Here is a 22,967-nt window from a genome sequence, read left to right as displayed (position 1 = left end):
ACTATGACTTCATCCCGGCCTGGCTTAGCCCAATTGGAAATGCGCGGTAATTTCATTAACCGCCACATCGGTCCCAATCCGCTACAAACCAGGGATATGCTGGCGGAGTTGGGGGTAAACGAATTGGAAGACATTATCGGTTTGGCAATTCCTGCCAACATCCTTAATCGCGAACCGTTAAAACTGACCGAGACAATCAGCGAACGCGCGGTAATTAAGCATCTGCGTAAAATGCGCGAACGCAATAAAGTGTTCACGTCGATGATAGGCATGGGCTATTACGATACGATCATGCCGGCGGTGATCAAGCGCAATGTGTTGGAAAACCCGGCCTGGTATACCGCTTATACGCCGTATCAGGCCGAAGTCAGCCAAGGGCGGCTGGAAGCCTTGCTTAACTTCCAGCAAGTTATTATCGACCTGACCGGCATGGAGCTGGCAAATGCTTCGCTGCTTGACGAAGCCACGGCGGCGGCGGAAGCGATGACGATGTCGCGGCGCTTGTCGAAGAGTACGGCCAACAGCGTATTCGTGGACCGGGATTGTCATCCGCAAACGATAGCCGTGGTCAAAACCCGCGCCCGCTCGCTGGGGTATGAAGTTATCGTGGGCGATCCTTACCAGGACCTTGAGCATCATGATTTTTTTGCATTGCTGGTGCAATATCCCGGCGGCAAAGGCGAAATCAGGGACTTAAGCGAAATTACCGCGATTGCCCAGGCTAAATCCGCGTTGGTGACGGTTGCGGCCGATTTGTTGGCGCTGGTGCTGCTGAAACCGCCTGCCGCGTTCGGCGTCGATATCGTGGTCGGCAACTCCCAGCGTTTTGGCGTGCCGATGGGCTACGGCGGGCCTCACGCCGCCTATTTTGCGACCAAGAATGAATACAAACGCTCGGTTCCGGGCCGCATTATCGGCGTGTCCAAAGACAGCCACGGCCAGCTTGCGTTGCGCATGGCGCTGCAAACCCGCGAGCAGCATATACGCCGCGACAAGGCCACCAGCAATATCTGCACGTCGCAGGTTTTACTGGCAGTTATTGCCGGATTCTATGCGGTTTATCACGGCGCGGAAGGCCTGCGCTTGATTGCGGAGCGCGTACATCGATATACGCAAATCCTGGCTGCCGGCATTACCCAGTTGGGGCATCACGTGTTGAGTGAATGTTATTTCGATACTCTGGTTATCAGCACACCGAACCGCGCCAAACGCATTGCCGCACGGGCCGCTGAAGCCAATATCAACCTGCGCGTGATCGATGCTGACCATATCGGCATAGCGTTGGACGAAACCACGAACCGCAGCAGTCTACGGGATGTCTGGCAGGTTTTTGCTTCCTCCACCGCCGACCTGCCCGACATCAACGGCTTGGATGCAGCCGTCGGCGAGTGTATCCCGGAAACTTTGCTGCGTAACGACCGAATCCTGCAACATCCGGTTTTCGCTCGCTATCATTCCGAAACCGAAATGATGCGTTATATGCGCCGTTTGGCCAGACGCGATATAGCGCTGGACCGCTCGATGATACCGCTGGGCTCCTGCACGATGAAACTGAATGCGGCGACCGAAATGCAGACTATTTCCTATTACGAATTTAACGCGCTGCATCCGTTCGCGCCGTTGTACCAAACCCACGGTTATCAGCAGATGTTTTCCGAGTTGGAAGACATGCTGTGCGATTTGACCGGTTTCGATGCGTTCTCTCTGCAACCTAATGCCGGCTCGCAAGGGGAATACACCGGCCTGCTGGTGATTCGTAAATACCATGAAGTCAGAGGGCAGGGGCAACGCAATATTTGCCTGATACCCGCTTCCGCGCACGGCACCAATCCGGCCAGCGCCACGATGGCGGGACTTAAGGTCGTGGTCGTTGCCTGCGACGGCAACGGCAATGTCAGCCTCGACGACTTGCGCGCAAAAACCGCCGAATACCATGACACGCTGGCTGCGTTAATGATTACTTATCCGTCCACGCACGGCGTGTTCGAGGAAGCGTTCCGGGACATCTGCGATTTGATCCACCAGCACGGCGGGCAGGTTTACTTGGACGGCGCCAATTTCAATGCGTTGGTTGGTTTAAGCCGGCCCGGCAAAATCGGCGCCGACGTTGCTCATCTAAACCTGCACAAAACCTTCTGCATTCCGCATGGCGGCGGCGGTCCCGGCGTCGGCCCGATTGGCGTCGGCGCGCACCTGGCGCCGTTCCTGCCCGATCATCCGGTTGTCGATGGCGTTAACCCGGCCAAAGGCGGGCACGGCACCGTCGGCACCGTATCCGCAGCGCCTTGGGGATCGGCCAGCATTTACACGATTTCCTGGGCTTATATCGCGATGATGGGCGCAGCCGGTTTAAAGCGCGCTACATTAACTGCGATCCTGAACGCCAATTACATCGCCAAACGTCTGTCGCCGTATTATCCGGTTTTATATACCGGCAAAAACGGTTGGGTCGCGCATGAATGTATTATCGACTGCCATGCGTTTAAAAAGACCTGCAATATCACTGTCGAAGACATTGCCAAGCGCCTGATCGATTACGGTTTTCATGCGCCGACCGTGTCGTTCCCGGTCGCCGATACCTTAATGATAGAGCCTACCGAAAGCGAAGACAAAGCGGAGATTGACCATTTTTGCGACGCGCTAATCGCGATTCGTGCGGAAATCAAGGCGATAGAAGACGGCGAAGCGGATGCCGAAAATAACCTGCTGCATAATGCGCCGCATACGCATCGCCTGTTGCTGGACGAATGGACGCTGCCTTATTCGAGGCAACAGGCGTTTTTCCCGGACAACCATCAGCATGACGATAAATATTGGCCGCCGGTCGGGCGTATCGACAATGTTTATGGCGATAGGCATGTGTTTTGTAGTTGTCCGCCTTTAGCGGATTACGAGTAGCTGAAGTGGCGTGATTGTCCACGAAAGGCACGAAAAACACGAAAGAGAAATAGAACACGGATGCCACGGATGAGACGGATTTAAACGGATTTTATCCGTATCGATCTGTAAAAATTGTGCCATCCGTTTTCCGTTTACAAAAGAGCCATTACGTTTAATCGACATAGATATGCTTGCCGGTCGACACTTTTAGTCAACTTTCGTGTTTTTCGTGGACCTTAGTTTTTAAACAGCGGATCACACCCGCAACGGCGTGACTTGGCCGGTCAGCCGGTAGTTTTTATAGTCCGCTATAACCTGGGCATGGTCGAATGCCAGTACGTCGGGCAAATTGTCGAACGTATAAATGCCGAAATTTTTTGCATCGTCGGCGGCTCGCGGCGTTCCGGCGGCTTCGGCAATATAGACCGCAGTCACGGTATGATTGCGGGAATCGCGCTGGGGATTGGAGTAGATGCCCAGCAACGCTTTCAGCGTAATATCCAGGCAGGTTTCTTCTTTGGCCTCGCGAATCGCGGCCTGTTCGATCGTTTCGCCGACGTCGACAAAGCCGCCCGGTATTGCCCAGCCGTATGGCGGATAAACGCGCTCGATCAATACAAAAGGCCGGCCGGGTTGATCGATCAGTTCGATTAAAATATCGGCGGCCAACAAAGGGGTGATGGGTTTGGGCATGTTGTCTCCTAAAGCGGGGGGATCGTTTAAAATCTTAAGTTGGCGAAATAGTAACTGCTCAGCGTATGATCAATAGAACACGGATGACACGGATGACACGGATGACACGGATAGGACGGATTTACACGGATTTTTAGCCCAAGCCAAGTTTAAATCCGTGATGATCCGTTTAATCCGTGTTCCGTTTTTCTATGCGCTGAATAGTTACACGAAATATAACATGGACAAGCTTTTCCATTACACGCCATCGATAGCGCCAATGCATAATCTGTGTTTTCCCGATCGTTAAAGAAATCATGAACTGTCCCAAGTGCCGGCATGAACTGCAAGTACCCAGTGAAATTTGTCCTCACTGCGGCATCGTATTTGCCAAATATAGGAAATATCATCCTGAACAGGCCGATCGGCCGGCTGTTCAAGCGCCTATTGTGACGCTATATGAAGAAGATACCGCCCGGCCATTGATGCAACTTTTGTTTTACGAAGCACGGCAGCCGACATTGGCGTATTTTTCAGGCGGGTTGATTATTTTTATAGGCCTGATTATTTGGAGCTGGCAGCTCATCAGTGCTTCTATCGAAAGTAACGCAGTGGGCAACTCTCTTTTGCATAATGTTAATCTGCCTTTTCACGAGGCAGGGCATATTATTTTCAGGCCTTTCGGCGCATTTATCACTTCATTAGGCGGAACGCTGGGGCAGCTGTTAATGCCGTCGATTTGCGCGGGCGTGTTATTGATCAAAACGCGCGACCCTTTTGGCGCATCGGTGGCGCTATGGTGGGTCGGCGAAAACTTCCTGGATATTGCTCCCTATATGAACGATGCGCGGGCAGGGCAGTTGCCGCTGTTGGGCGGTAACTTCGGTCATTCGGCGCCGTATGGCTTTCACGATTGGCAGTACCTGCTGACCGAGTCCGGCCTTTTGCAATATGATCATCTTCTGGCTAAAGCGGTTTTTGCGCTGGGGACTGTCATCATGCTGTTGTCGTTGCTATGGGGCGGGCTTTTGCTTTTTAAACGCTACAAAGCCTGGAGATGTTCGTACTGAGCCTTATCTAAATAGGGCTGTTTAAGTCGTCGCACGAAATGCCCGGCCCTGCGAGTAGTTTTCAGCAAGCCTGGCGCGAACTCATCCGGATACCCGATAGATAGCCGTAAACGGTGTAAAATTTCCGAGCGTAATAATAGCGTCATCAATAAGGCCTTTTTTCCAGCGATAGGCTATCCGGCGACTCGCAATACATGACCATCGTTATCAGTTCGGCGACGTTTTCTGCCTGCATCTTTTCCATGATGCTCGCTCTGTGGACGTCTACGGTACGGTTGCTGATATTGAGTATTTTTGCTGATTCTTTGTTGGAGTGACTTTTGACGATCAATCCCAGCACTTCTCTTTCTCTTGCGGTCAGATGATCTATGCGGTCTTGTATCAGGCGTTTTTTCGAATATTCTTCCCTATAAACGACGTCTTTTTTGATGGCCTCATTGATACGCTCCAGCAATATTTCGTTATTAAACGGCTTTTCCAGGAAATCGACGGCACCGGACCGGAAGGCTTTTGCCGAGTCGGCAATATCGGCATGGCCGCTAATAAATATGATCGGAATGTTGATCCCCCTGTTTAATAATTCACTCTGTAGTTCATGGCCTGTCATTAACGGCATTCTGACGTCCAGGACCAGGCAGCCCGGCTGTCCGGGATCATAGTTGTTCAAAAATGCCTCGGCGGATTCAAAACTTCTGACTGTTTGCCCTGACGACTCAATCAATAAACTTAGCGAGTCCCGTATTGCGAATTCATCGTCAACTAAATAAACAACAGGTGTTGAATTATTATTGCTCATCAGGTTTTCTCCGTATAGGTAATATGAAATAGAAAGTAGTTCCTTTGCCAGGTTGGCTGTTGAAATGCAAGCTTCCATCGTGGGCTTCAATCAACGAACGGCTGATGGATAATCCCATGCCCATGCCGTCCGCTTTGGTCGTGTAAAAAGGGGTCAATATTTTTTGCTGTTGCTCGGCATCGAGCCCAGGCCCATTGTCTTTCACCCTGACCTGGATGCCGTTGTTGTGCGTCAACCGGCTATGGATCGCGACGTGGCGCTGTTGTTTTACGTGCGATGTTTTCAACGCATCGACGCTGTTGCGGATCAGGTTTATGATGACTTGTTCAATTTGTACATGATCGACGTCGATCAGCGGCAGCTTGCTTTCCAGTTCAAACGTCAGTCTTATACCGTTCTGTTTAAGTTCGGAAATGCACAGGCTGACCGCTTCATGGATCAAACTGTTAATATCGGCGCTTGAGCGGTGTTTGGCATGGGATTTGACAAACTCTCTCATGCGATGAACGATCCGCCCCGCTCTTAAAGCCTGCTGTTGAGTCTTGTATAAAATTTCCGTCAGTTTTATCAAGTCGGGGTCTTCTGCATCAATCAGGTTTAAACTGACTTGCGTATAGCTGGAAATCGCGGACAAGGGTTGATTGACTTCATGAGCAATGCCCGACGCCATTTCACCCATCAAGCCAAGCCGGGTAACATGCGCGAGTTCGTCCAGATGTTCTTTGTCTTGACGCTCCCGGTGCTTGCGCAAACTGACGTCGCGCACAATATGGGTAAAATAGTGTGCATTGTCGACCGAAAACTCCGCTATCGATATATCGAGAGGCACTACATAGCCGTTCTTATGAATACCTTCAACTTCCTGGATTTGATCGACAATTTTTTCCAGTTGCGCTGAGCTGGAAGTAGTCGTTTGTCTTAACGACGACGGTATCAGTTTGTTGATGCTGCAATCGACCAGTTCTTCCGGTTGATAACCGAAAATAGTTTCCACCGCTGCATTTGCGGATACGATGATATTCGACATATCGACAGTAATAATGCCTTCTATCGACGCATTAAAGATCGAATTGAGTTTAGCTTCCCGTTCCAGTAATTGATGTTTGGAGCGCCGTAGTTCTTCAACTTTCTTCATTAGACTCAGGTTACTGACGATTAATTCGCTCGTTTGCCTGCGCACTTTTTCTTCCAGCTTTTCATTAAGGTAGGCGATGGTTTCTTGCGCCTGTTTACGTTCGGTGACGTTATTGATGGTCAGTAATATTTGCAGCGCGTTTTTATCGTTGTAAACGACTCTGGCGTAACATTCGACATAAGTTGGATTTTTGTTTTTATCGTCTTGCTGGAATGCATTCGCGGCAAGTCGAAAATACTTACATTCCGGGTGAGCAGGCGAGTCCTTCAGCGTGTTGATTTTGGCGTTAAGGTGACTGTTTTTTTTCGGTAAGAGGTGATGAATAAACAGGTAGTAGTTATCTTGATCCGACGGATGAATGAATTTTCCAAATCGCTTGTTGACCAGCTCCTCTCTCTGTTTACCAAGCAGGGATGCGGCGGCAAGATTGGATTTTTGGATAATCCCCGATTCATTCAACGTCAGGTAGCCAACGGGTGATGAATCGTAGAGCTGCGCGTAAGTATCGCGGGATGCAGTCAATTCATGGTGGGCTCTATTCAGTTCCTCATTCTGCATTTTCAGTTCTAATTGATAGACCTGAAATTCAAACAGTAGCTTTTCAATGTCGGCAGTAGACATCCGGGCAATATTGACCCCCGAGTGCTGAAGCATGGTTTCCGCTCGTTTGCGGATCGTATTACGATGCTTATTAAGTAAAGCCTCCGCTTTTTCGTCAAGACTTTCAGTATCCGTATGCCTGTCAGTTGCTTTTCTCATAAACTCATATCCGTTTTTGCGCCTTAGCCAAAAATGCCGATTGAAAATATAAACACGCTATTCTCCTTCAGAACCAATACTGAGTACTTTAATTGTATTTGAGGTATTTCAGTAATATGTCCTGATTTACACAATTGCTCTTTATTCAGGAATTCTATTGTTATCGGAGAAATCCGCTTTATTAAGTCCGCTTGAATTTCTGCGATGAATAAAAATACTTACAAAAAACTGAAACCTTGGCGCTATCTTTGCCGATATTATAACTAAATAAGTAGTCGGGCAAGTCAGCGGGGTTGTTGTCAGGTTATTGTTTTTATTAGTTGTTTAATAGACTGATTAATGTTGTCCAGTATTTTTATTTTAGATTTATTAACAATATATGACATTCATGCGTGGAAATACATAAGCAAAAACACCTAGGTATATGTACGAATTTTGCAGCTATTTTCTTTGCTATAACATTTGCCTATAAATTAATGGAGAAGTTTATCGTTATTTATCTGCCGATAGATAACTAGCAATTACCGTTAGTTTTTTAAACTAAGAGAATTGTAATAAAACAATGCCGGGTTCGAGCCAATTTATGTCGATCAATACGGGAAAGTCCGGAGAATGATATGGCAACAATTAATTTAGAGGATGAAATGCAACAGTGGAGTGCAAACTGGCAATACAAGATTTCCGGGATTGATATTGAGCTAAAGGAAAAGCAGTTCATGACTGATGAACTTGAATATTATAAGGAAGCGAAAATCAAATCAAAGAAGAATGCCTACGCAAAAGATAGAAACTCGGATTTCGTTGTTGGCGCGAAAATCAAACCTCGGAATAAATTGTTTTTGCAAAAAAAGTAAGCCGCGGAATGCCGCGGCCTAGACTAGTCGTAGTATTTGTGTCAAATCGTTTTATATTTTTCGAGTCTTTTTGCCGAGATAGCTTTTTCTTTAATAGAGCCCCCGCAAGGGCTTCGGTATCTTTAATTTTATTGCAAGCTACCACCCCTGAGTATTTCTTAGAAGAATACTTAATTCTCAAAGATTACCCATTTAGCTGAGTTGAGCGGCTCGTCCGCTCAAACGAAACTTATGCCCAAGGGTATAAATGTTGGATAGTTTTGTTATCCAAGGAGTAGAAATGCAATGTTCGGAAAATTTCAGCAATGCCTCGGAGCGGTCAGTTCGTTTTTTCCTGTTATGCCTCAATTAACGAATCGCAATCTGGCCATTGATACGTTAAAGGTTAACGAGGCTAAGTATCGCAGCTTGTTCGAAAATATCGACCAGAGTGTTATTTATCTGGATGCCGCGAGTATTGTGATGGCTGTCAATCAGGCCGCCGAACAGCTTCTCGGTATTCCCCGCGACATTATTATAGGGCGCAAGTTTGTTGATTCTTGCGTTACATTCTTCAGCGAAGACGGTTCGGTACTGCCGGAAGAGCGGCATCCGTCAGTGTTGGCCTTGCGTACCGGCAAGCCTGTTGAAGACGTCGTTATAAGGCTGTTTAACGCGGATCGCCAAAGTTATCTTTGGGTTGTTGTTAATTCAGTGCCCGAATTCAGGATGGGGGAGAGTCAGCCTCATCAGGTGTTAATGACGTTGACGGATATTACTCCGCAAAAGCAGTCAGAAGACGAGCTCAGCATGGCGTCGGTGATTTTTAACAATATCGGCGAAGGCATATTCGTTACCGATAAAGACAGAAAAATAGTTTCGATTAACGATGCATTTACAGAGCTAACCGGCTTTACGCAGCAGGATGTTTACGGGCAAGACGCGCAATTTTTACAATCGAAAAAGAACAGTTTAAAAATGGCCGACGAACTCAACAACTTTACTAAAACAGTCAATAACTGGCAGGGTGAAGTCTGGCGACGCCATAAAAGCAATGCGGATTTTCCGTCATGGACTACCGTTAACGAGGTAAAGGATTCGAACGGAGAAGTGCTTCATTACGTTCATGTGTTTATGGATATCACGCATTTTAAGAAAGCCCAGGATCATCTGGGTTTCCTGGCCTATCATGATCCGTTAACGCGATTGCCGAACCGCTTGCTGCTGAAGGATCGTATCGATCACTCGTTGCAAAACGCACTTCGGGAAGGCTCGCAAGCCGCCGTATTATTTCTTGATCTTGATCGTTTCAAAGGCATTAACGATACCTACGGTCATGCGGTTGGCGACGGATTATTACGGGAAGTCGCTAAACGCATCAAAAACCTGGTCAGGAAAGAAGATACCGTTTCGCGTTATGCCGGCGATGAGTTTGTCGTGTTCATGGAAAACATTCCCAACACTAAAAATCCTGCCAAGCTTGCACGGAAGCTGATCGATACTTTTAACGCTCCCGTTTATATAAAAGGATACCGTTTGAAAGTCTCGACCAGCGTCGGCATCAGCCTGTTTCCGCAAGATGGGCGAGATACCGATACGCTGATTAAAAATGCCGATGCGGCAATGTACCGGGCAAAGAAAGAAGGGCGAAACAACTTTCAATATTACAGTTTGGAACTCACCACGGAAGCGTTTGAGAAAATGTCGATGGAATGCGCGTTACGCCAGTCGATCGAGCGGCACGAATTGGTCCTGTATTACCAACCTCAGGTTTGCCTTAAAACCGGGGAACTTATCGGTGTTGAGTCTTCGGTGCGCTGGATGCACCCAACGCTGGGATTGATGCCGCCCAAGCAGTTTATCAGCATAGCCGAGGAAAGCGGTTTTATCGTAGCGCTTGGCGAATGGGCCCTACAACACGCATGCATGCAGATGGTGCAGTGGCTGGAGGAGGAACTGTACGTCAATAAAATGATCGTCAATGTTTCCGCTATTCAGTTTTTACGATCCGATTTTGTTGCTACGGTTGAACGCGTATTAACTTCGACCGGCCTGGACCCGTCTTATCTTGAGTTGGAACTGACCGGCAGCGGCTTTATGGATAACTCCGGGCAAATGATAAAAGCGCTGAACAAGCTGGTCGCATTGGGAATAGAGCTGACGATCGATGATTTTGGCGTGGGTTGTTTTTCGTTTAACAACTTAAAACGTATTCCTGTAAAAAAGTTGAAAATCAACAGCTCGTTCGTCGCCGATGTGCTGGATGACGTTAATGACGAAGACATCATTCGCGCGTTGGTAGCCTTGGGCCATGGATTGCATTTGCAGGTTGTTGCGATTGGCGTTGAATCGAAAGCTCAGCATCAACGATTGATCGACCTGGGTTGCGACGGCGGACAAGGCTATTTATACAGCTCTCCGGTTTTGCCCCGGTCGAACATTTTCCGGAACTTGATAGGGGAAGGTTAAAGGGCAAAATACCTTGGACCTTCGCCTTAGTACAGCAGTGTCTGAATAGTTAAAAAATATTTAATAAACATAGGTATTCATACGAATTACACAAGCTCATCTTTGGCGCTAAACTGGCCCGCTAAGTGTTTATACCGATTGTCCCATCCCCCCTTTCTCCCTAGAATGAAAAACGAAAACATTCTTTCGCAATGCGCAAGAGGTGAGGTTGTGGTTGATTTAAATTTAGCGCAAAGCTCCCTAGATGAGGGAGGCATTGATAAGGAGAAACTTCAAAAAATGATTGCAGAACGGGCTTACGGCAAAGCCGAAAAAAGAGGCTTTGCCGGCGGGCATGAACAGGAAGATTGGCTGGAAGCGGAATCGGAGATAAAAAATCAGTATTTCTATTGGTTTCAGGATGTTGAATAACTTTATAAATCGCAGAAGATGTTGACGAAAAAGCTATGGTGTTGAATATGAAACGAAATAAGATAATTGATATTTTCAATCCGGAACAATTAACAGATCATAAAGCTGAGTTGAGCAGCTTGTCCGCTCAAATGAAACTTATGCCCTTGGGGTATAAAAAACGAGTTGCTTTTCATGAGGCCGGACATGCGGCGGGTATCCATTTAAACAATAAAGCCAGACAATTGCCGCCGGTTTTTTTCAAAATTATTTTTAAGGAAACGGGGCGCGTAACGGATGCGGATATCATGGCTTATCAAACAACTCATGATGATTGCATTGCACGGGTAGAAGGCGGACGGTTAATTCAATCATTGCCGCTTTCTATTGAGAGCCTGGTGCGTACCGAACATGACGACGCAATGGAACAGTTGGTAAAAGACTATACGGTCGCTTTCGAGGCCGATGTTATCAATCTGCTGATTGGTCCGCTGGCTGAGGCTAAACACGTGGCCGAAGACGATGGCGAACTATTTAATAACCAATTAGTCCACCTGAAAGCATTGAAAAATTATGGCGGACGTTCCGACCTTGCTTTGGTTAATGAATATTTACAAAGTTTCTCTAACGACAAACAGCAAATAGATGAAAAGCTGGATCAGTTGTTTAATGCCGCGTTTGACTTTGTAAATAACGATGCAAACTGGGCGGCGATCACCAAACTGGCCGATCATATCCTGGCCGACGACAAAAATATTATCGAATGTGAAGAGATAGGATCCATGCTCGATGAATCGGTGGATTACTTCCAAAATCGGAGAATCGCAGCAAGGTCTTATCTGAATGGCTGATTCAAGGAATGACATTGTCAAAACGGTGCTCACATTGTTGGGTAATTTTTTCACCTATCTGAAGGGCTTGCTGATGAACGGTTTAAATTTTTTATCCAAACAGAAGCCGGAGAAGGAAGTTAATAAGCCGCCCGATCAGGATAGCGCCGGAGCCAAGCAGAGAAAGATTTTTTTCTATGTGCTGATGTTCATTCTATTGCTGACGTTTATTAATAACATTCAGGAAGTGAAACGGGATGAAATTCCGTTCAGCCAGTTCATGAAGCTGGTCAAGGAAGGGAAAATCGACAAGGCAGTCGTCACCGAGCGTTATATTACCGGTGCGATCAAATCGGACGATCCGCAAAAGCCGGAAAGAAACTTCATGACGGTCCCGCTGTGGCAAAACGATCTTGCGCAAATGCTGGAGCAGAATAAGGTTGATTTTGTCGTCAGAAGCAGCGACAACTGGCTGACTAACCTGTTTTTCAACTGGGTTATCCCGATGGTGATCCTGGTATTTGTCTGGTCGTGGATCATGCGCCGCAGTGCAGCCGGTGGCGCGCAATCCTTCCTGAACTTGGGCGATAAGATTCACATCCATCAGGATACCCAAGCCAAAATCACTTTTAACGATGTGGCCGGCGCCGACAGCGCCAAGCAGGAACTTGGAGAGTCTATCGATTTTTTAAGATCGCCGGATAAAATCCAGCGCTTAGGCGGACGCATGCCCAAAGGCGTACTGCTGGTAGGTCCGCCCGGAACCGGCAAAACCTTGTTGGCGCGTGCGGTGTCCGGCGAAGCGCAGGTGCCGTTCTTTAACATCAGCGGTTCCGAATTTATCGAATTGTTCGTCGGCGTCGGCGCGGCCAGGGTACGCGAGCTGTTTGTACAGGCGCGCAATAAAGCGCCCTGTATCATATTCATCGACGAGCTTGACGCGATCGGCCGTTCGCGGGGCGGCCCGGTCATGATCGGCGGCCATGACGAACGCGAACAGACCCTGAATCAGCTACTGACCGAAATGGACGGTTTCGATACCTCGGTCGGCGTCGTCGTGATGGCGGCCACCAACCGCCCTGAAGTGCTTGATAAAGCCTTATTGCGTTCCGGCCGTTTCGATCGCCAGATTGTGGTCGATAAGCCGGATTTGCGGGACCGCATCGAGATTCTTAAATTGCATACCAAAGGGCTGACGCTGGCTGACGACATCGATCTGGCAGTCGTCGCCAAGCGCACGCCGGGCCTGGTCGGCGCGGACTTGGCCAACATAGCCAATGAAGCGGCGATCATGGCGACCCGCGTCGGCCACGACAAAGTTGAAAAGGAAGATTTCGAATCCGCCATCGACCGGATATTGGCCGGGCCGGAAAAAAAGAACCGTGTTTTAACTCCGGATGAAAAACGCCGGGTTGCTTTCCATGAGTCAGGCCACGCGATAGTCGCCGAGCATGTGCCGACCGGCCAGCCCGTACACAAAATATCGATTATTTCCCGCGGCGCGGCTGCACTGGGTTTTACCTTGCAATTGCCGACCGAGGAAAAATTCTTGTCTACAGAAGATGAGTTGAAAGACCAAATGGCGATTTTGTTGGGTGGGCGCATCGCGGAGTCGGTGATATTCGGCAACATCTCAACCGGCGCCCAGAATGACCTGGAAAAAGTCAGCGAGATTGCCCGCAATATGGTCTGCAATTTGGGCATGAGCAAGAAAATGGGCGCATTGACTTACGGCAAGCGCCAGCAGCTCCAGTATTTGGAAACTGAAATCGCGGATTATCGCAATTACTCCGACGAAACGGCCCGGCTTCTTGATACTGAAGCCCAGGCGTTGGTTGCCGAAGCCGAAACCCGTGCGCGAGGCATTATCACCGCGAACAGGGAAGGGCTGGAAAAGCTGGCTAACTTTTTACAAGAGAAAGAGGTCATCAGCCGCGAAGAAATGCTGGCTTTGCTGAGTCACTGACGTTGCGCAATACAGATGATAAAAAAGCGTCGTCCACGAAATACACGAAATACACGAAAGGCACGAAAGGCACGAAAGGCACGAAAATAGTTAAACCCAAGCTTTGGGGCTGATGGTTATAGACGGCTTTGACCGTCTCTAACCTAAGGTTAGGCGAAAAAACGAGCACGAGGCAGACCTTACAGGTTTTAAAAACCTGGAAGGTCTAAACTGCAACGTTCCAAATAAGCGGCAACTGATATTTTTTCGTGCCTTTCGTGTTTTTCGTGGACACGGCGTAATAATATCAGAGAGTAAGATCGATCTACGAAATTCCCCGGTAGGACGTACCGTCATCACCTCATTCATCCCGTCACATCGGCAAGAATTTAACTTGCTGTGTGCTCCAACGTACCGACTTTTGTTAATTATCCGCTTAAAGTCCTTTCAAAATTTAACAGTTCAGCCGCCGCTCGATTTCTTAATCAAGATCATTGCTTGTTTTCGATCATTCCGTTTTTAGGAGAATGCGATGAATCAACCTGATCCGCTTGAGCATAACCTATGTTTCGCGTCGTTCCTCAGCCTGATATTTGCCGCCATGCTGACAGCCTGCGAACCGACTGTCGAACCTTCGCTGCAACCGCAAGGGCAGCAGAAAACAGCCAAAACCGAAATGCTTGAGGCAGGGGCAGCGATATTGCAACCGAACTCACCGTTAAAATCCCTGAATATTTACCTGGATGGTTTTCATGCTTCTAAAGAACAGCCGACGCATCAGATGGAGGCTCATCATTTTTGCCATCAAGTGAATGAAGATTTTGCCCAGTGCGCGCTGTTCGACGGTAACACCCGGCAGGCGAACCTGATCGGCATCGAATACATCATCTCCGGAACATTGTTCGAGTCTCTGCCCGAAGTAGAGAAACAGTATTGGCATCCGCATAATTACGAGATTCTGTCCGGCTATCTTACCGCGCCAGGCATTCCCGAAATGGCCGAAAAAGAGTTGATGAAGGGCAAGATGAACAGCTACGGCAAAACCTGGCATGTCTGGAATTCCGCACCCTTTGGCAAAACCGGCGACAAAATACCATTAGGCGAACCCAGCCTCGAATGGTCTTTTAACCACGACGGCGAGGCATTGCCGGGTTTGATCGAGCAGCGGGACCTGCAACTGAAAACCATCACCAGCGAACAGCGCCACAAGCGCGCTGAACTAAATGCTTTAGCTAAGCCACAGGCCGGCGTCGATGCGATAAAAGGAAAATTTCCATGGCCGGCAACGCCGCTTCCAGGCGTTACCGATAAAAATGCCGAGCCTAAATCATCCATAGAGCAGGAGACAAGCGATGTCTACATCAGTATCCGATGAAACGGACCGGGTTTGGCGGCATACTCCGGCCGGGATTAAAGCTGAGTTGAGCAGCTTGTCTGCTCGAACGAAACTTATGCCCTTTGGGTATAAAGCTGAGTTGAGCAGCTTGTCTGCTCAAACGAAACTTATGCCCTTGGGGTATAACAAGCGCATCGATGCCGAGACCGACATTATCTTGCCGCGCTATAACGGTGCAAGCCGGGAAGTCCTGTCGCGGCGATTTTGCAGCTATTCTTAAGTCAAGTTAAGGAGACGACAATGCGATCCGCTTATTTGAAGATAGTGACAATCGTGTTTGGAATGTTTCTAGGCAGTTGTTGCGTGGCCGCATTTGCGGAAACACCCAAACGCTCTAACGATGCCGTTGCCGACGCGCAAACGTCGAGAGCGGTCCGAAACGAAAGGCCCGAGCAGAAGAAGAGCGATCACGATCAATCGGACCTTTTCAATGCGCAGAAAGCTTCGCCGTTATCTCCGGTTTTGAAAGACCGGCCGAAACAAGGCAAGGTATCCGGCTTCGATTTCTTTCGCGACGGCTTGAATACGGACCAGCCTTTTCAAAAAGCCGAAGACGTTATGAAAAAAGAGATTGCCGGCAAAGCCGACGTAATGGATGCGCAAAAAAAATTGTTGGAGCAGCGCTATAACCTGACAGTCAAGACCGATCCTGAAGCCAAAATGTCGCGGGGCAAGCCCTTGGCGGTAGGTCCGACGGCCCGACTGTCCGGCGGGACGACGTGGGATAAACTCGCTGCCGCCAGTCCCGAAGAAATAAAGAAACAGGGAATATTTCCGTATCCGTCGTTGCCGCATCCGTTGCAGGCGAACGGCGGCCAAGTCTTTCCGAAAATGCAGATCGATATGTTTCCCCGGCTCGAACGCTTCGACGTCGATTTCGATTTGCCCGAGGCATTCCTGCCGGAGTTTCCGCCGGCGATATTTTTAAATAATCGCCCGGAACTTGGCGACGTTTCCCGCGGCGAGGTCGTTTCTATCAACAATTTCCATCGCTTGTTCAAGGACATCCTGACGCCTGTGCAACTCGACGGCCTCAGGATGCTCGTGACGCCGTTCCCGCAAGAGGAGTTCAACGCGACCGACGATCGCAAGACCCGCGAGCCGAGCCTTGGCGTTACTTGCTTCGATTGTCATGTCAACGGCCATACGACCGGACAGTTTCATTTGAGTCCCGACATCAGGCCCCAGGAACGGCGCTTCCGACTCGATACCACCAGTCTCAGGGGCGTGTTTAACCAACAAATTCACGGTTCCAAGCGCAGCCTTCGTTCCGTTGAAGACTTTACCGAGTTTGAACAGCGTACTGCCTACTTTAACGGCGATCCTATCCATGCGATGAAGAAGGGCATGAACATCCTGGACCGTATCCCGGTCAGTCACATGGCGCAATTGCAGAATATGCTCGACTTTCCGCCGGCGCCGAAGCTCGATTCGGCTACCGGCAAGCTTGATCCCGCCAAAGCCACTGAAAGCGAGGCGCGCGGTGAAAAAGTCTTCTTTGGCAAAGGCCAATGTTCAAACTGCCATATGCCGCCAAGCTATCTCGATCATCAAATGCACGACCTGCACCTTGAGCGCTTTTTGAAAGACGAGCCGGGCGACGGACCGATCAAAACCTTTACATTGCGAGGCATCAAGGATTCGCCGCCGTATTTGCATGACGGCCGTGCGCTGACGTTGGAAGATAGCGTGGAGTTTTTCAATCTTGTGCTGCAACTGAAACTCAGCGCTCAGGAGAAGCAAGATCTCGTCGCGTTTATGCGGCAGTTGTAGCCGAAAAGTTTAGGTATTAAGTTATGCGTGCCGGTAACTATCGGTGTGCAAAGGGGCGGGGCGATATATCGGCAAAACGCGGTTCCCTGGAATTTCAGGGAACCGGTTTTAAGTGGAATGGGGCGTTGAGGAGGCGTTCGCCGATAGTTTAAGCAAGGCCAGCCACGCTTCCGGCGTATCCAATGGCTTAAACGGCTTTATCTTCGGCATCTCAAAAGTTCTAAACACTTTTTTCTTTTTTTGAGCTTGAATTATCATCTATCCGTCTCCTTTGTCGTTTGGGTAGCCAATCCATAAAAAAGGGCTCAGCCCCTGTTCTTTCGTACCCCGGCGCCGTTCTCCTCAAGTCCTGGGCAATGTCTATGACGGAGTATATAGATACTGGACGCGGCGCGTCCAGTACAGCATTCCCGTTTATGCTCCGGAGGGTATGCCGGCGTTAGTTCACAAGCTGAATCTTGGCAACTCGCAGACAAACAGTCAAGATCCCTTAATACCGGTCTTTCCCTTCGAGGACGCCTTTATCATTGATAGATAGCTTCCAGTTTTCACCATCGGCTACGATATAGATTTCGTAATCCTGGCCGGGGCCGTTCGGATTCGTGACCAATTCGGCCTTTTTCAGCTCGTATTTTGGAAAATGTTGTTTTAGTGTTTCGATAGCGGCAGGGGAGATTTCTCCCAAATTGTCTATTAACAATTCATTCGCAAATAGGTGGCCTTTTTGATTGAACAGCTCCAGGTACAGCTCATTATTTTCTTCTTTGAAAGAGACTTCCAATAATTCAAAGCCGAAATGTTTTTCATGGCTGGCTTGCAAATCGTGGGCTTTCGGATGTCTTTTTAAAACTTCTTCCTTTATTTTCTCAGGAATAGTAACGGATGGGGTTTCGGCTTTTACAGAAAAAGCCATGGCTAGAATTGATATGCCGATAGCTGATGTGATGAATTTACGCATTTTTTCCTCGGTCGTGTTTAACAAAAAAATCTGTCTGCCTTTTATGATACTTAGATTTAGCTTATAAGTGTAATCGGATGCTGATAGGAGCAGAAATACGCTCTTCGTTATGGAAGGTCGGCATATCGCTAAATAAGAACGAAGATCCGAATTTATTACTGGCCTGCTAATCATTCCTGCAAATAATTATCCGACGTCAACGTAAAAGAGCGTTTCCCGCCATTATTAACGGAGACTTGATAAGTTCCCGATGCCGAGCCATAAATATCTAAAGGCACAGTAATGTTAAACGGGACCAATGCCTGTGTGCAGACCGCAAACGTTTGCAGTTCGACTTGGTGGATGGCCACTTCAAAAAGATTATCTTTTTTGCGTACATTGATTGATCCTAAGCCGTAGCAGCCGCTTGGAAAATAGCCGGAGGCTTTCACGAACGCCTGGGCCGGCTTTGTGTTTGTGACTAAAACACTGTCGGCTTCGATAGTCGCTAACTTTGTTTCGGTTACGCTCAGCAAATCCCAGCGGCCGTCTTTAGCCTGCTTGAATTGAGCATTCTGAAACTGGCCTACTTTAGTGACAGTGTCTATTCGGGGAATACTCAACGTTGAATCTTGAAATGTTGGCGCTTCCTCGGCAAAAGCAGTGCTTGTCAAAAGAAAAGCTGTAGCGATCAGTAAGTAATCAGGAGTTTTCATCGGCTTTTTCCTTGGGATGATAAAGAAGGCGAGGTAGAGAGTGTTAGCGGTTTTTGTCGAGCAGGGGGGATTATGAGCTTCATTTCCACGGGCGATTCATTATTTACGTAAATTTTTAAAGCCTATCGTACCGGTAAAGGGCCGCTATTCAAACCTTGGGAATTGAAAAATGCGACTCTACGCATTAGGCGTTTCCAGCAAAAAATGAAATTTATCTTGTCATGGAAATTCAAGGACAACCGAGCTATTATTGCGGTTGTTCTGATTCGATACTATCTCAAAATCGATATATACGTCAAAAATTATAATTACAAACTGGGAAGATTATGAGAAAAATAATAATGAAAGCTCTCCTTTTGACCCCTAATTGGGTCTATGCCGACGACGGATTAAACTCTGCCGACACCGCCTGGATATTGACTTCGGCAGGCTTAGTCTTGTTCATGACCTTACCGGGGCTGGCCCTGTTTTATGGCGGCCTGGTACGCAGCAAAAATGTGTTGTCCGTGATTATGGCCTGTTTCTCGGTCACCTCGCTCATTTCACTGGTTTGGGCTGTTGCCGGTTATAGTTTGGCCTTGACCGACGGCGGAGCCTGGCATTCGGTTATCGGCGGCGTATCGCAATTATTCTTCATGAACATGAATGCCGACAAACTGGTGGGCAACCTGCCGGAATCGGTATTTGCAATGTATCACATGACTTTTGCTATTTTTGCCCCGGCATTGGTCGTAGGCGCATTAGTTGAGCGCGTTAGATTTTTCCCGTTGCTGCTGTTTTGCGCGTTATGGGAGCTGTTGGTTTATGTCCCAATCTGTCATTGGATTTGGGGTAACGGCTGGCTGGCCGAATTGGGCGTCATGGATTTTGCGGGAGGCATCGTAGTGCATGGCAGCGCCGGCATAGCCGCGCTGATCGGTGCGGTCATCATAGGGCCGAGAAGAGGTTTCCCCAAAACCCCGTTAATGCCTCATAACCTGACCATGACCGCCACCGGCGCCGGAATTCTTTGGGTGGGCTGGCACGGTTTCAGTGCAGGCAGCGCGCTGATGGCGAACGGTTCGGCCGGCATGGCGATGCTGTCAACCCATCTTTGCGCATCGTCCGCTTCTATTACCTGGATAGTCATGGACTGGCTTAAATTCGGTAAACCCAGCGTTCTGGGGGCAATGACCGGCATGGTGGCCGGGTTGGGTATGATTGCATCGGGTGCGGGTTTCGTTTCGCCTCTGGGAGCATTGGTTATCGGCATTGTTGCCGGTATTGCTTGTTTTTATTCGATACAGTTAATCAAACAACGTCTGGTTATCGACGATGCACTCGACGTATTTCCTGTTCACGGAGTCAGCGGAATTTTAGGCGCGGCATTAACGGGCATCTTTGCCGATGTCAGCATGGGGGGCATCGGCATTGTCAGTGAGCAAGGCGTTCTTAACCAGTTTTTAATTCAGTTGTTCGGCATAGCCGTAACTATGATCTGGAGCGGACTGGTCAGTTACGCCTTATTCAAACTGATCGAAAAACTGATTGGAATACGTGTGGTTCCTGAAGAGGAAGCCAGCGGATTGGATATTAATCAACATGATCAGCAAGGCTACAATTTTTAACGACTACTGGAAAAAATCCATGAAATTGTTCTTTGTTTTTATTTTGAACTCACTGATTGCTGTCAATACCGCTTATGCTCAAGTCGATGAGACGACCGTGGAAGAGATTGTCAAGAATTCGCCTTGTATCGGCGGCCTAAGCATTGACGCCGCGCTAAAAGATAAGATCAAGATCAGGTCCCAGCGGGACCTAGGCTGGCAGGTATTTAAAGAAGAAGGCCAGCTCGACGTGGAAAGAGCCTTCCTGATGAATAAAAGCATGCAGCTTCGATTTCGCTGGCGCGTCAATCCTGACGGCAGCATAAACCCGGTGAGCAGCCGGGCCGAATCGTTGTGTACTGAGTGAATTATTTTGCCTATCTACATTGCATAGACAGGCATTTACCGGCAAATCGCCCGCGTTATCTCTGGGGACGAACCTTGATTTAATTATCGTTGCTCATCGTTTTGGGCCAAATACGTCCCGGTATTCGCCGGGATCGAAGTGCCGTAAAAAATTGAGTATCTGGAAAAATCCGCCGACAGCATCCGCTATTAGCTGCCTGTCTTGGTGATGGAGAGAATGGCATTAACGTCAATTCGCGACATTTCGCCGCTATAACAGGTATAGGATTATTGCATTTTATTTTGATCTACCGGCATTGAGTGTTGCGCGCCGCAGAGTGCCAAGCTTGCCGTGCTGGTCGCGGTAACGGCATCGTTTTCAATCTGCCAAGTAAAATTGATATCGCTCATCTTGTTCAATGCGGCGGTCTGCGACACTTCGTAGGTCGTACCCTTTCTATGCACCGTCCACCCCCTGCTTACCCAGTTGTGGCGGGATAATTCCCAACGTAACGCCTCCTCCACATCGAGACCTCGGCAAGGACTGGCAAGCAGCGTCTCTACCGGGTCCGCAGAGCAAATGCCGGGCAGACCGGCTAATGTTAAAACCAATAAAAAACGCAACAGTAAAAAGCCAAAGTTAGGATTAATAGGTCTTGTGCGACGGGCTCAGTGTAACAGCCGGAAACCTTAACGCCATGGACGGCTGGGTATCCGGCCACTCTCACAATAGTTAAATTATACGCCTGGCGGCAAGCGCTGTCCCATTTGTCTGAAAGGTTTTTGAAAGCTTGAAACAATACAATGTCTACCGGTAACTGTTCATTCTCCCTCATGTGATTTTTGGAGACCGGTTATCTTGCTCCTCTCGACGGGCAAGGTTTGCGTGCTCTAGGGCTGAACAGTTACCAACCTCTTATCCAACTCCAGGAACACTATTCATTCCTAAGCGGTGGTTGGATAATTTTATTTTTCGGCACAAGCGCCGTAGGGCTCATCAAATTTCTTGGTAGTATGTAAAGGAACCCAATGCGTTATGCGGTAAACATAATAATCGGATTTATCTCCCTCGTTGCCACGGTCAAGAATGTGCAAGCGCAGGGATTAGGGGGGATCGATGCTGTCAACAACACTGATTTCAGCCGCCGTTTGCGCTTGAGTGCCGATGGCTGGGCCAATTTCGGATTTTCCTATAATCCTTCCGCTCCCGGCGACCGCTACAACGGCCCGGTGACCTTTAATGACCGGGACAGGGAAGTGCAGTTGAACCAGCTATACCTGCTCATTGAACGGCGGGTCGATAAATTGGCTAGGCAATGGGATGTCGGCGGACGCGTGGACTTTTTATTCGGCAGCGATGCACAATTTGCGCAGGCGCTGGGCGCGCCTCAAGGGCATTGGGATGCGCAACTGACCGGCAACCGCTTCTACAGTATTGCCTTGCCGCAGGCCTATGCGGAATTATATGCACCTTGGGGTAACGGCATCAGCGCGAAAATAGGGCATTTTTATACTATCATCGGCAATGAGTCGGTGATGGCGCCGGACAATTTCTTTTATTCCCATTCCTACACAATGCAGTACGGTGAGCCGTTCACCCATACCGGCGTGTTGCTCGATTATCCGTTGTTGGCCGGGCCGGATGCACTGTCCGGCTGGACGCTTAACGCCAAGCTGGGTACGGTTACCGGCGGCAGCATCGGAGGCTGGGACGCGGCTTTCGACCACGGCCTGGGCGCATGGCGCTTTCTCGGCGGCCTATCGCTTAATTCACCGGAGGGCGATACCACTTTTGACGCCACCGCCAGCAGTGGGCCGACAGCAGAGCAAAATCCGGCCAATTGGAGTTTGTATAGCCTGGTTTTGAAGCAACAGCTTACAACGTCCGTGCAATATGCATTACAGTTCGACCATGGCCGGGTGGAGGGTCAGGCAACGCAACAGTCGGCAGAATGGATGGGGCTGGTCAACAGCCTGACTTATGCGATCGATTCCGAACTTGCAGCCGGGCTGCGCCTCGAGTGGTTCCGGGACGACGACAATTTTCGGGTTCTTTCTCCGGCCAGGGAAAGTCTTGCCGCCAACCAGGCCGGCAGTTACTACGCGGCGACTATCGGCCTTAGATGGCAACCTAACGGTTGGTTGATGCTTCGCCCCAATGCGCGTTATGACTGGAGCGACGGCTCGCGGCCATTTGATGGCGGCAACAGCGGTACGCAATGGCTGATATCGTTCGATTGCACGGTAAGATTTTAGTTAGTGGATCTCCGGATAACATAGCGTAGCCCGGAAAACTAAAGAATAAATACTCTAAAACCGTTATTCGATTAGCTAGAGCAATTTTCGATTAATCAAAATCAACCCACTGCGAAACCCTCTCTGTTGAGCATTAGAAACTTATTGTGGTACGGATGGGCTCCCGTTTGCCGCGCCGA

General features: G+C 48.9%; 20 protein-coding genes. 13 read left to right on the top strand and 7 right to left on the bottom strand.

What is annotated here, in order from left to right; translation table 11 throughout:
* The first annotated feature begins 3 nt into the window (after positions 1-3).
* The gene (gcvP, locus tag EKO24_RS04715) at positions 4-2,898 is read left to right on the top strand and encodes an aminomethyl-transferring glycine dehydrogenase (protein WP_127028949.1); all 2,895 of its coding nucleotides are present in this window, start codon (positions 4-6) and stop codon (positions 2,896-2,898) included.
* 237 nt (positions 2,899-3,135) lie between these two features.
* Here gcvP and EKO24_RS04710 read toward each other — a convergent pair whose 3' ends face one another.
* A complete protein-coding gene (locus EKO24_RS04710) occupies positions 3,136-3,573 on the bottom strand; it encodes an NUDIX domain-containing protein (protein ID WP_127028948.1) in 438 nt (145 codons plus the stop codon).
* A gap of 296 nt (positions 3,574-3,869) precedes the next feature.
* Between EKO24_RS04710 and EKO24_RS04705 the strand changes: the two genes are divergently transcribed.
* Positions 3,870-4,622, top strand: a complete 753-nt coding sequence (locus EKO24_RS04705) for a zinc ribbon domain-containing protein (RefSeq protein WP_143733176.1) — start codon at positions 3,870-3,872, stop codon at positions 4,620-4,622.
* Positions 4,623-4,767: 145 nt separating this feature from the next.
* Here EKO24_RS04705 and EKO24_RS04700 read toward each other — a convergent pair whose 3' ends face one another.
* Together EKO24_RS04700 and EKO24_RS04695 are read right to left on the bottom strand one after the other, a co-directional pair.
* On the bottom strand, positions 4,768-5,418 hold the full coding sequence (locus tag EKO24_RS04700) for a response regulator transcription factor (protein ID WP_127028946.1): 651 nt from the start codon (positions 5,416-5,418) through the stop codon (positions 4,768-4,770).
* On the bottom strand, positions 5,408-7,312 hold the full coding sequence (locus EKO24_RS04695; protein WP_127028945.1) for a PAS domain-containing sensor histidine kinase: 1,905 nt from the start codon (positions 7,310-7,312) through the stop codon (positions 5,408-5,410). Before EKO24_RS04695 ends, EKO24_RS04700 begins: the two co-directional genes overlap by 11 nt.
* 617 nt (positions 7,313-7,929) lie before the next feature.
* Between EKO24_RS04695 and EKO24_RS04690 the strand changes: the two genes are divergently transcribed.
* From EKO24_RS04690 to EKO24_RS04655, 8 genes are all read left to right on the top strand, one after another.
* Positions 7,930-8,166 (top strand): hypothetical protein, encoded by a 237-nt coding sequence (locus tag EKO24_RS04690; RefSeq protein ID WP_127028944.1) that lies wholly within the window; start codon positions 7,930-7,932, stop codon positions 8,164-8,166.
* Between the two features lie 285 nt (positions 8,167-8,451).
* The gene (locus tag EKO24_RS04685; protein ID WP_127028943.1) at positions 8,452-10,614 is read left to right on the top strand and encodes a putative bifunctional diguanylate cyclase/phosphodiesterase; all 2,163 of its coding nucleotides are present in this window, start codon (positions 8,452-8,454) and stop codon (positions 10,612-10,614) included.
* A 165-nt stretch (positions 10,615-10,779) separates the two neighbouring features.
* Entirely contained in the window at positions 10,780-11,025 is a 246-nt protein-coding gene (locus tag EKO24_RS04680) for a DUF2934 domain-containing protein (protein ID WP_127028942.1), read from the top strand.
* A gap of 47 nt (positions 11,026-11,072) precedes the next feature.
* Positions 11,073-11,855, top strand: a complete 783-nt coding sequence (locus EKO24_RS04675; RefSeq protein WP_127028941.1) for a hypothetical protein — start codon at positions 11,073-11,075, stop codon at positions 11,853-11,855.
* A 73-nt stretch (positions 11,856-11,928) separates the two neighbouring features.
* On the top strand, positions 11,929-13,800 hold the full coding sequence (gene ftsH, locus EKO24_RS04670; RefSeq protein ID WP_127028973.1) for an ATP-dependent zinc metalloprotease FtsH: 1,872 nt from the start codon (positions 11,929-11,931) through the stop codon (positions 13,798-13,800).
* Between the two features lie 511 nt (positions 13,801-14,311).
* Positions 14,312-15,154, top strand: a complete 843-nt coding sequence (locus EKO24_RS04665) for an OBAP family protein (protein WP_206667210.1) — start codon at positions 14,312-14,314, stop codon at positions 15,152-15,154.
* On the top strand, positions 15,132-15,395 hold the full coding sequence (locus EKO24_RS04660) for a hypothetical protein (RefSeq protein ID WP_127028940.1): 264 nt from the start codon (positions 15,132-15,134) through the stop codon (positions 15,393-15,395). Before EKO24_RS04665 ends, EKO24_RS04660 begins: the two co-directional genes overlap by 23 nt.
* 20 nt (positions 15,396-15,415) lie before the next feature.
* Positions 15,416-16,948, top strand: a complete 1,533-nt coding sequence (locus EKO24_RS04655; protein ID WP_127028939.1) for a cytochrome B6 — start codon at positions 15,416-15,418, stop codon at positions 16,946-16,948.
* Between the two features lie 108 nt (positions 16,949-17,056).
* On the opposite strand, the gene EKO24_RS22320 is transcribed toward EKO24_RS04655, so the two are convergent.
* The 3 genes from EKO24_RS22320 to EKO24_RS04645 all read right to left on the bottom strand — a co-directional run bounded on the left by EKO24_RS22320 (position 17,057) and on the right by EKO24_RS04645 (position 18,601).
* Positions 17,057-17,206 carry a hypothetical protein gene (locus EKO24_RS22320; protein ID WP_154671578.1) on the bottom strand — a complete coding sequence of 50 codons (150 nt, stop codon included), beginning with the start codon at positions 17,204-17,206 and terminating at the stop codon, positions 17,057-17,059.
* Positions 17,207-17,438: 232 nt separating this feature from the next.
* On the bottom strand, positions 17,439-17,906 hold the full coding sequence (locus EKO24_RS04650) for a hypothetical protein (RefSeq protein WP_127028938.1): 468 nt from the start codon (positions 17,904-17,906) through the stop codon (positions 17,439-17,441).
* A gap of 170 nt (positions 17,907-18,076) precedes the next feature.
* Positions 18,077-18,601, bottom strand: coding sequence for a hypothetical protein (locus EKO24_RS04645; protein WP_127028937.1), 525 nt, complete (start codon positions 18,599-18,601; stop codon positions 18,077-18,079).
* Positions 18,602-18,942: 341 nt separating this feature from the next.
* Between EKO24_RS04645 and EKO24_RS04640 the strand changes: the two genes are divergently transcribed.
* Both EKO24_RS04640 and EKO24_RS04635 read left to right on the top strand, forming a co-directional pair.
* Complete coding sequence (locus EKO24_RS04640) at positions 18,943-20,208, top strand: ammonium transporter (RefSeq protein ID WP_241674399.1); 1,266 nt, start codon at positions 18,943-18,945, stop codon at positions 20,206-20,208.
* A gap of 19 nt (positions 20,209-20,227) precedes the next feature.
* Positions 20,228-20,554, top strand: a complete 327-nt coding sequence (locus EKO24_RS04635) for a hypothetical protein (RefSeq protein ID WP_127028935.1) — start codon at positions 20,228-20,230, stop codon at positions 20,552-20,554.
* A 266-nt stretch (positions 20,555-20,820) separates the two neighbouring features.
* Here the strand turns inward: EKO24_RS04635 and EKO24_RS04630 are convergent, their stop codons facing one another.
* Positions 20,821-21,156 (bottom strand): hypothetical protein, encoded by a 336-nt coding sequence (locus EKO24_RS04630; RefSeq protein WP_127028934.1) that lies wholly within the window; start codon positions 21,154-21,156, stop codon positions 20,821-20,823.
* A 405-nt stretch (positions 21,157-21,561) separates the two neighbouring features.
* Here EKO24_RS04630 and EKO24_RS04625 point away from each other — a divergent pair, with 405 nt between their 5' ends.
* Positions 21,562-22,788, top strand: a complete 1,227-nt coding sequence (locus EKO24_RS04625; RefSeq protein ID WP_127028933.1) for a porin — start codon at positions 21,562-21,564, stop codon at positions 22,786-22,788.
* Positions 22,789-22,967: the final 179 nt, after the last annotated feature.

The organism is Candidatus Methylobacter oryzae (assembly GCF_003994235.2).
Taxonomy (GTDB): domain Bacteria; phylum Pseudomonadota; class Gammaproteobacteria; order Methylococcales; family Methylomonadaceae; genus Methylobacter_A; species Methylobacter_A oryzae.
This window is presented reverse-complemented; position numbering and strand designations above follow the sequence as displayed.

Excerpts from the sequence above, each read along its gene's own strand:
- gcvP (WP_127028949.1), top strand. The coding sequence starts at position 4 with ATGACTTCATCCCGGCCTGGCTTAGCCCAATTGGAAATGCGCGGTAAT.
- EKO24_RS04710 (WP_127028948.1), bottom strand. The coding sequence starts at position 3,573 with ATGCCCAAACCCATCACCCCTTTGTTGGCCGCCGATATTTTAATCGAA.
- EKO24_RS04705 (WP_143733176.1), top strand. The coding sequence starts at position 3,870 with ATGAACTGTCCCAAGTGCCGGCATGAACTGCAAGTACCCAGTGAAATT.
- EKO24_RS04700 (WP_127028946.1), bottom strand. The coding sequence starts at position 5,418 with ATGAGCAATAATAATTCAACACCTGTTGTTTATTTAGTTGACGATGAA.
- EKO24_RS04695 (WP_127028945.1), bottom strand. The coding sequence starts at position 7,312 with ATGAGAAAAGCAACTGACAGGCATACGGATACTGAAAGTCTTGACGAA.
- EKO24_RS04690 (WP_127028944.1), top strand. The coding sequence starts at position 7,930 with ATGGCAACAATTAATTTAGAGGATGAAATGCAACAGTGGAGTGCAAAC.
- EKO24_RS04685 (WP_127028943.1), top strand. The coding sequence starts at position 8,452 with ATGTTCGGAAAATTTCAGCAATGCCTCGGAGCGGTCAGTTCGTTTTTT.
- EKO24_RS04680 (WP_127028942.1), top strand. The coding sequence starts at position 10,780 with ATGAAAAACGAAAACATTCTTTCGCAATGCGCAAGAGGTGAGGTTGTG.
- EKO24_RS04675 (WP_127028941.1), top strand. The coding sequence starts at position 11,073 with ATGAAACGAAATAAGATAATTGATATTTTCAATCCGGAACAATTAACA.
- ftsH (WP_127028973.1), top strand. The coding sequence starts at position 11,929 with ATGAACGGTTTAAATTTTTTATCCAAACAGAAGCCGGAGAAGGAAGTT.
- EKO24_RS04665 (WP_206667210.1), top strand. The coding sequence starts at position 14,312 with ATGAATCAACCTGATCCGCTTGAGCATAACCTATGTTTCGCGTCGTTC.
- EKO24_RS04660 (WP_127028940.1), top strand. The coding sequence starts at position 15,132 with ATGTCTACATCAGTATCCGATGAAACGGACCGGGTTTGGCGGCATACT.
- EKO24_RS04655 (WP_127028939.1), top strand. The coding sequence starts at position 15,416 with ATGCGATCCGCTTATTTGAAGATAGTGACAATCGTGTTTGGAATGTTT.
- EKO24_RS22320 (WP_154671578.1), bottom strand. The coding sequence starts at position 17,206 with ATGATAATTCAAGCTCAAAAAAAGAAAAAAGTGTTTAGAACTTTTGAG.
- EKO24_RS04650 (WP_127028938.1), bottom strand. The coding sequence starts at position 17,906 with ATGCGTAAATTCATCACATCAGCTATCGGCATATCAATTCTAGCCATG.
- EKO24_RS04645 (WP_127028937.1), bottom strand. The coding sequence starts at position 18,601 with ATGAAAACTCCTGATTACTTACTGATCGCTACAGCTTTTCTTTTGACA.
- EKO24_RS04640 (WP_241674399.1), top strand. The coding sequence starts at position 18,943 with ATGAAAGCTCTCCTTTTGACCCCTAATTGGGTCTATGCCGACGACGGA.
- EKO24_RS04635 (WP_127028935.1), top strand. The coding sequence starts at position 20,228 with ATGAAATTGTTCTTTGTTTTTATTTTGAACTCACTGATTGCTGTCAAT.
- EKO24_RS04625 (WP_127028933.1), top strand. The coding sequence starts at position 21,562 with ATGCGTTATGCGGTAAACATAATAATCGGATTTATCTCCCTCGTTGCC.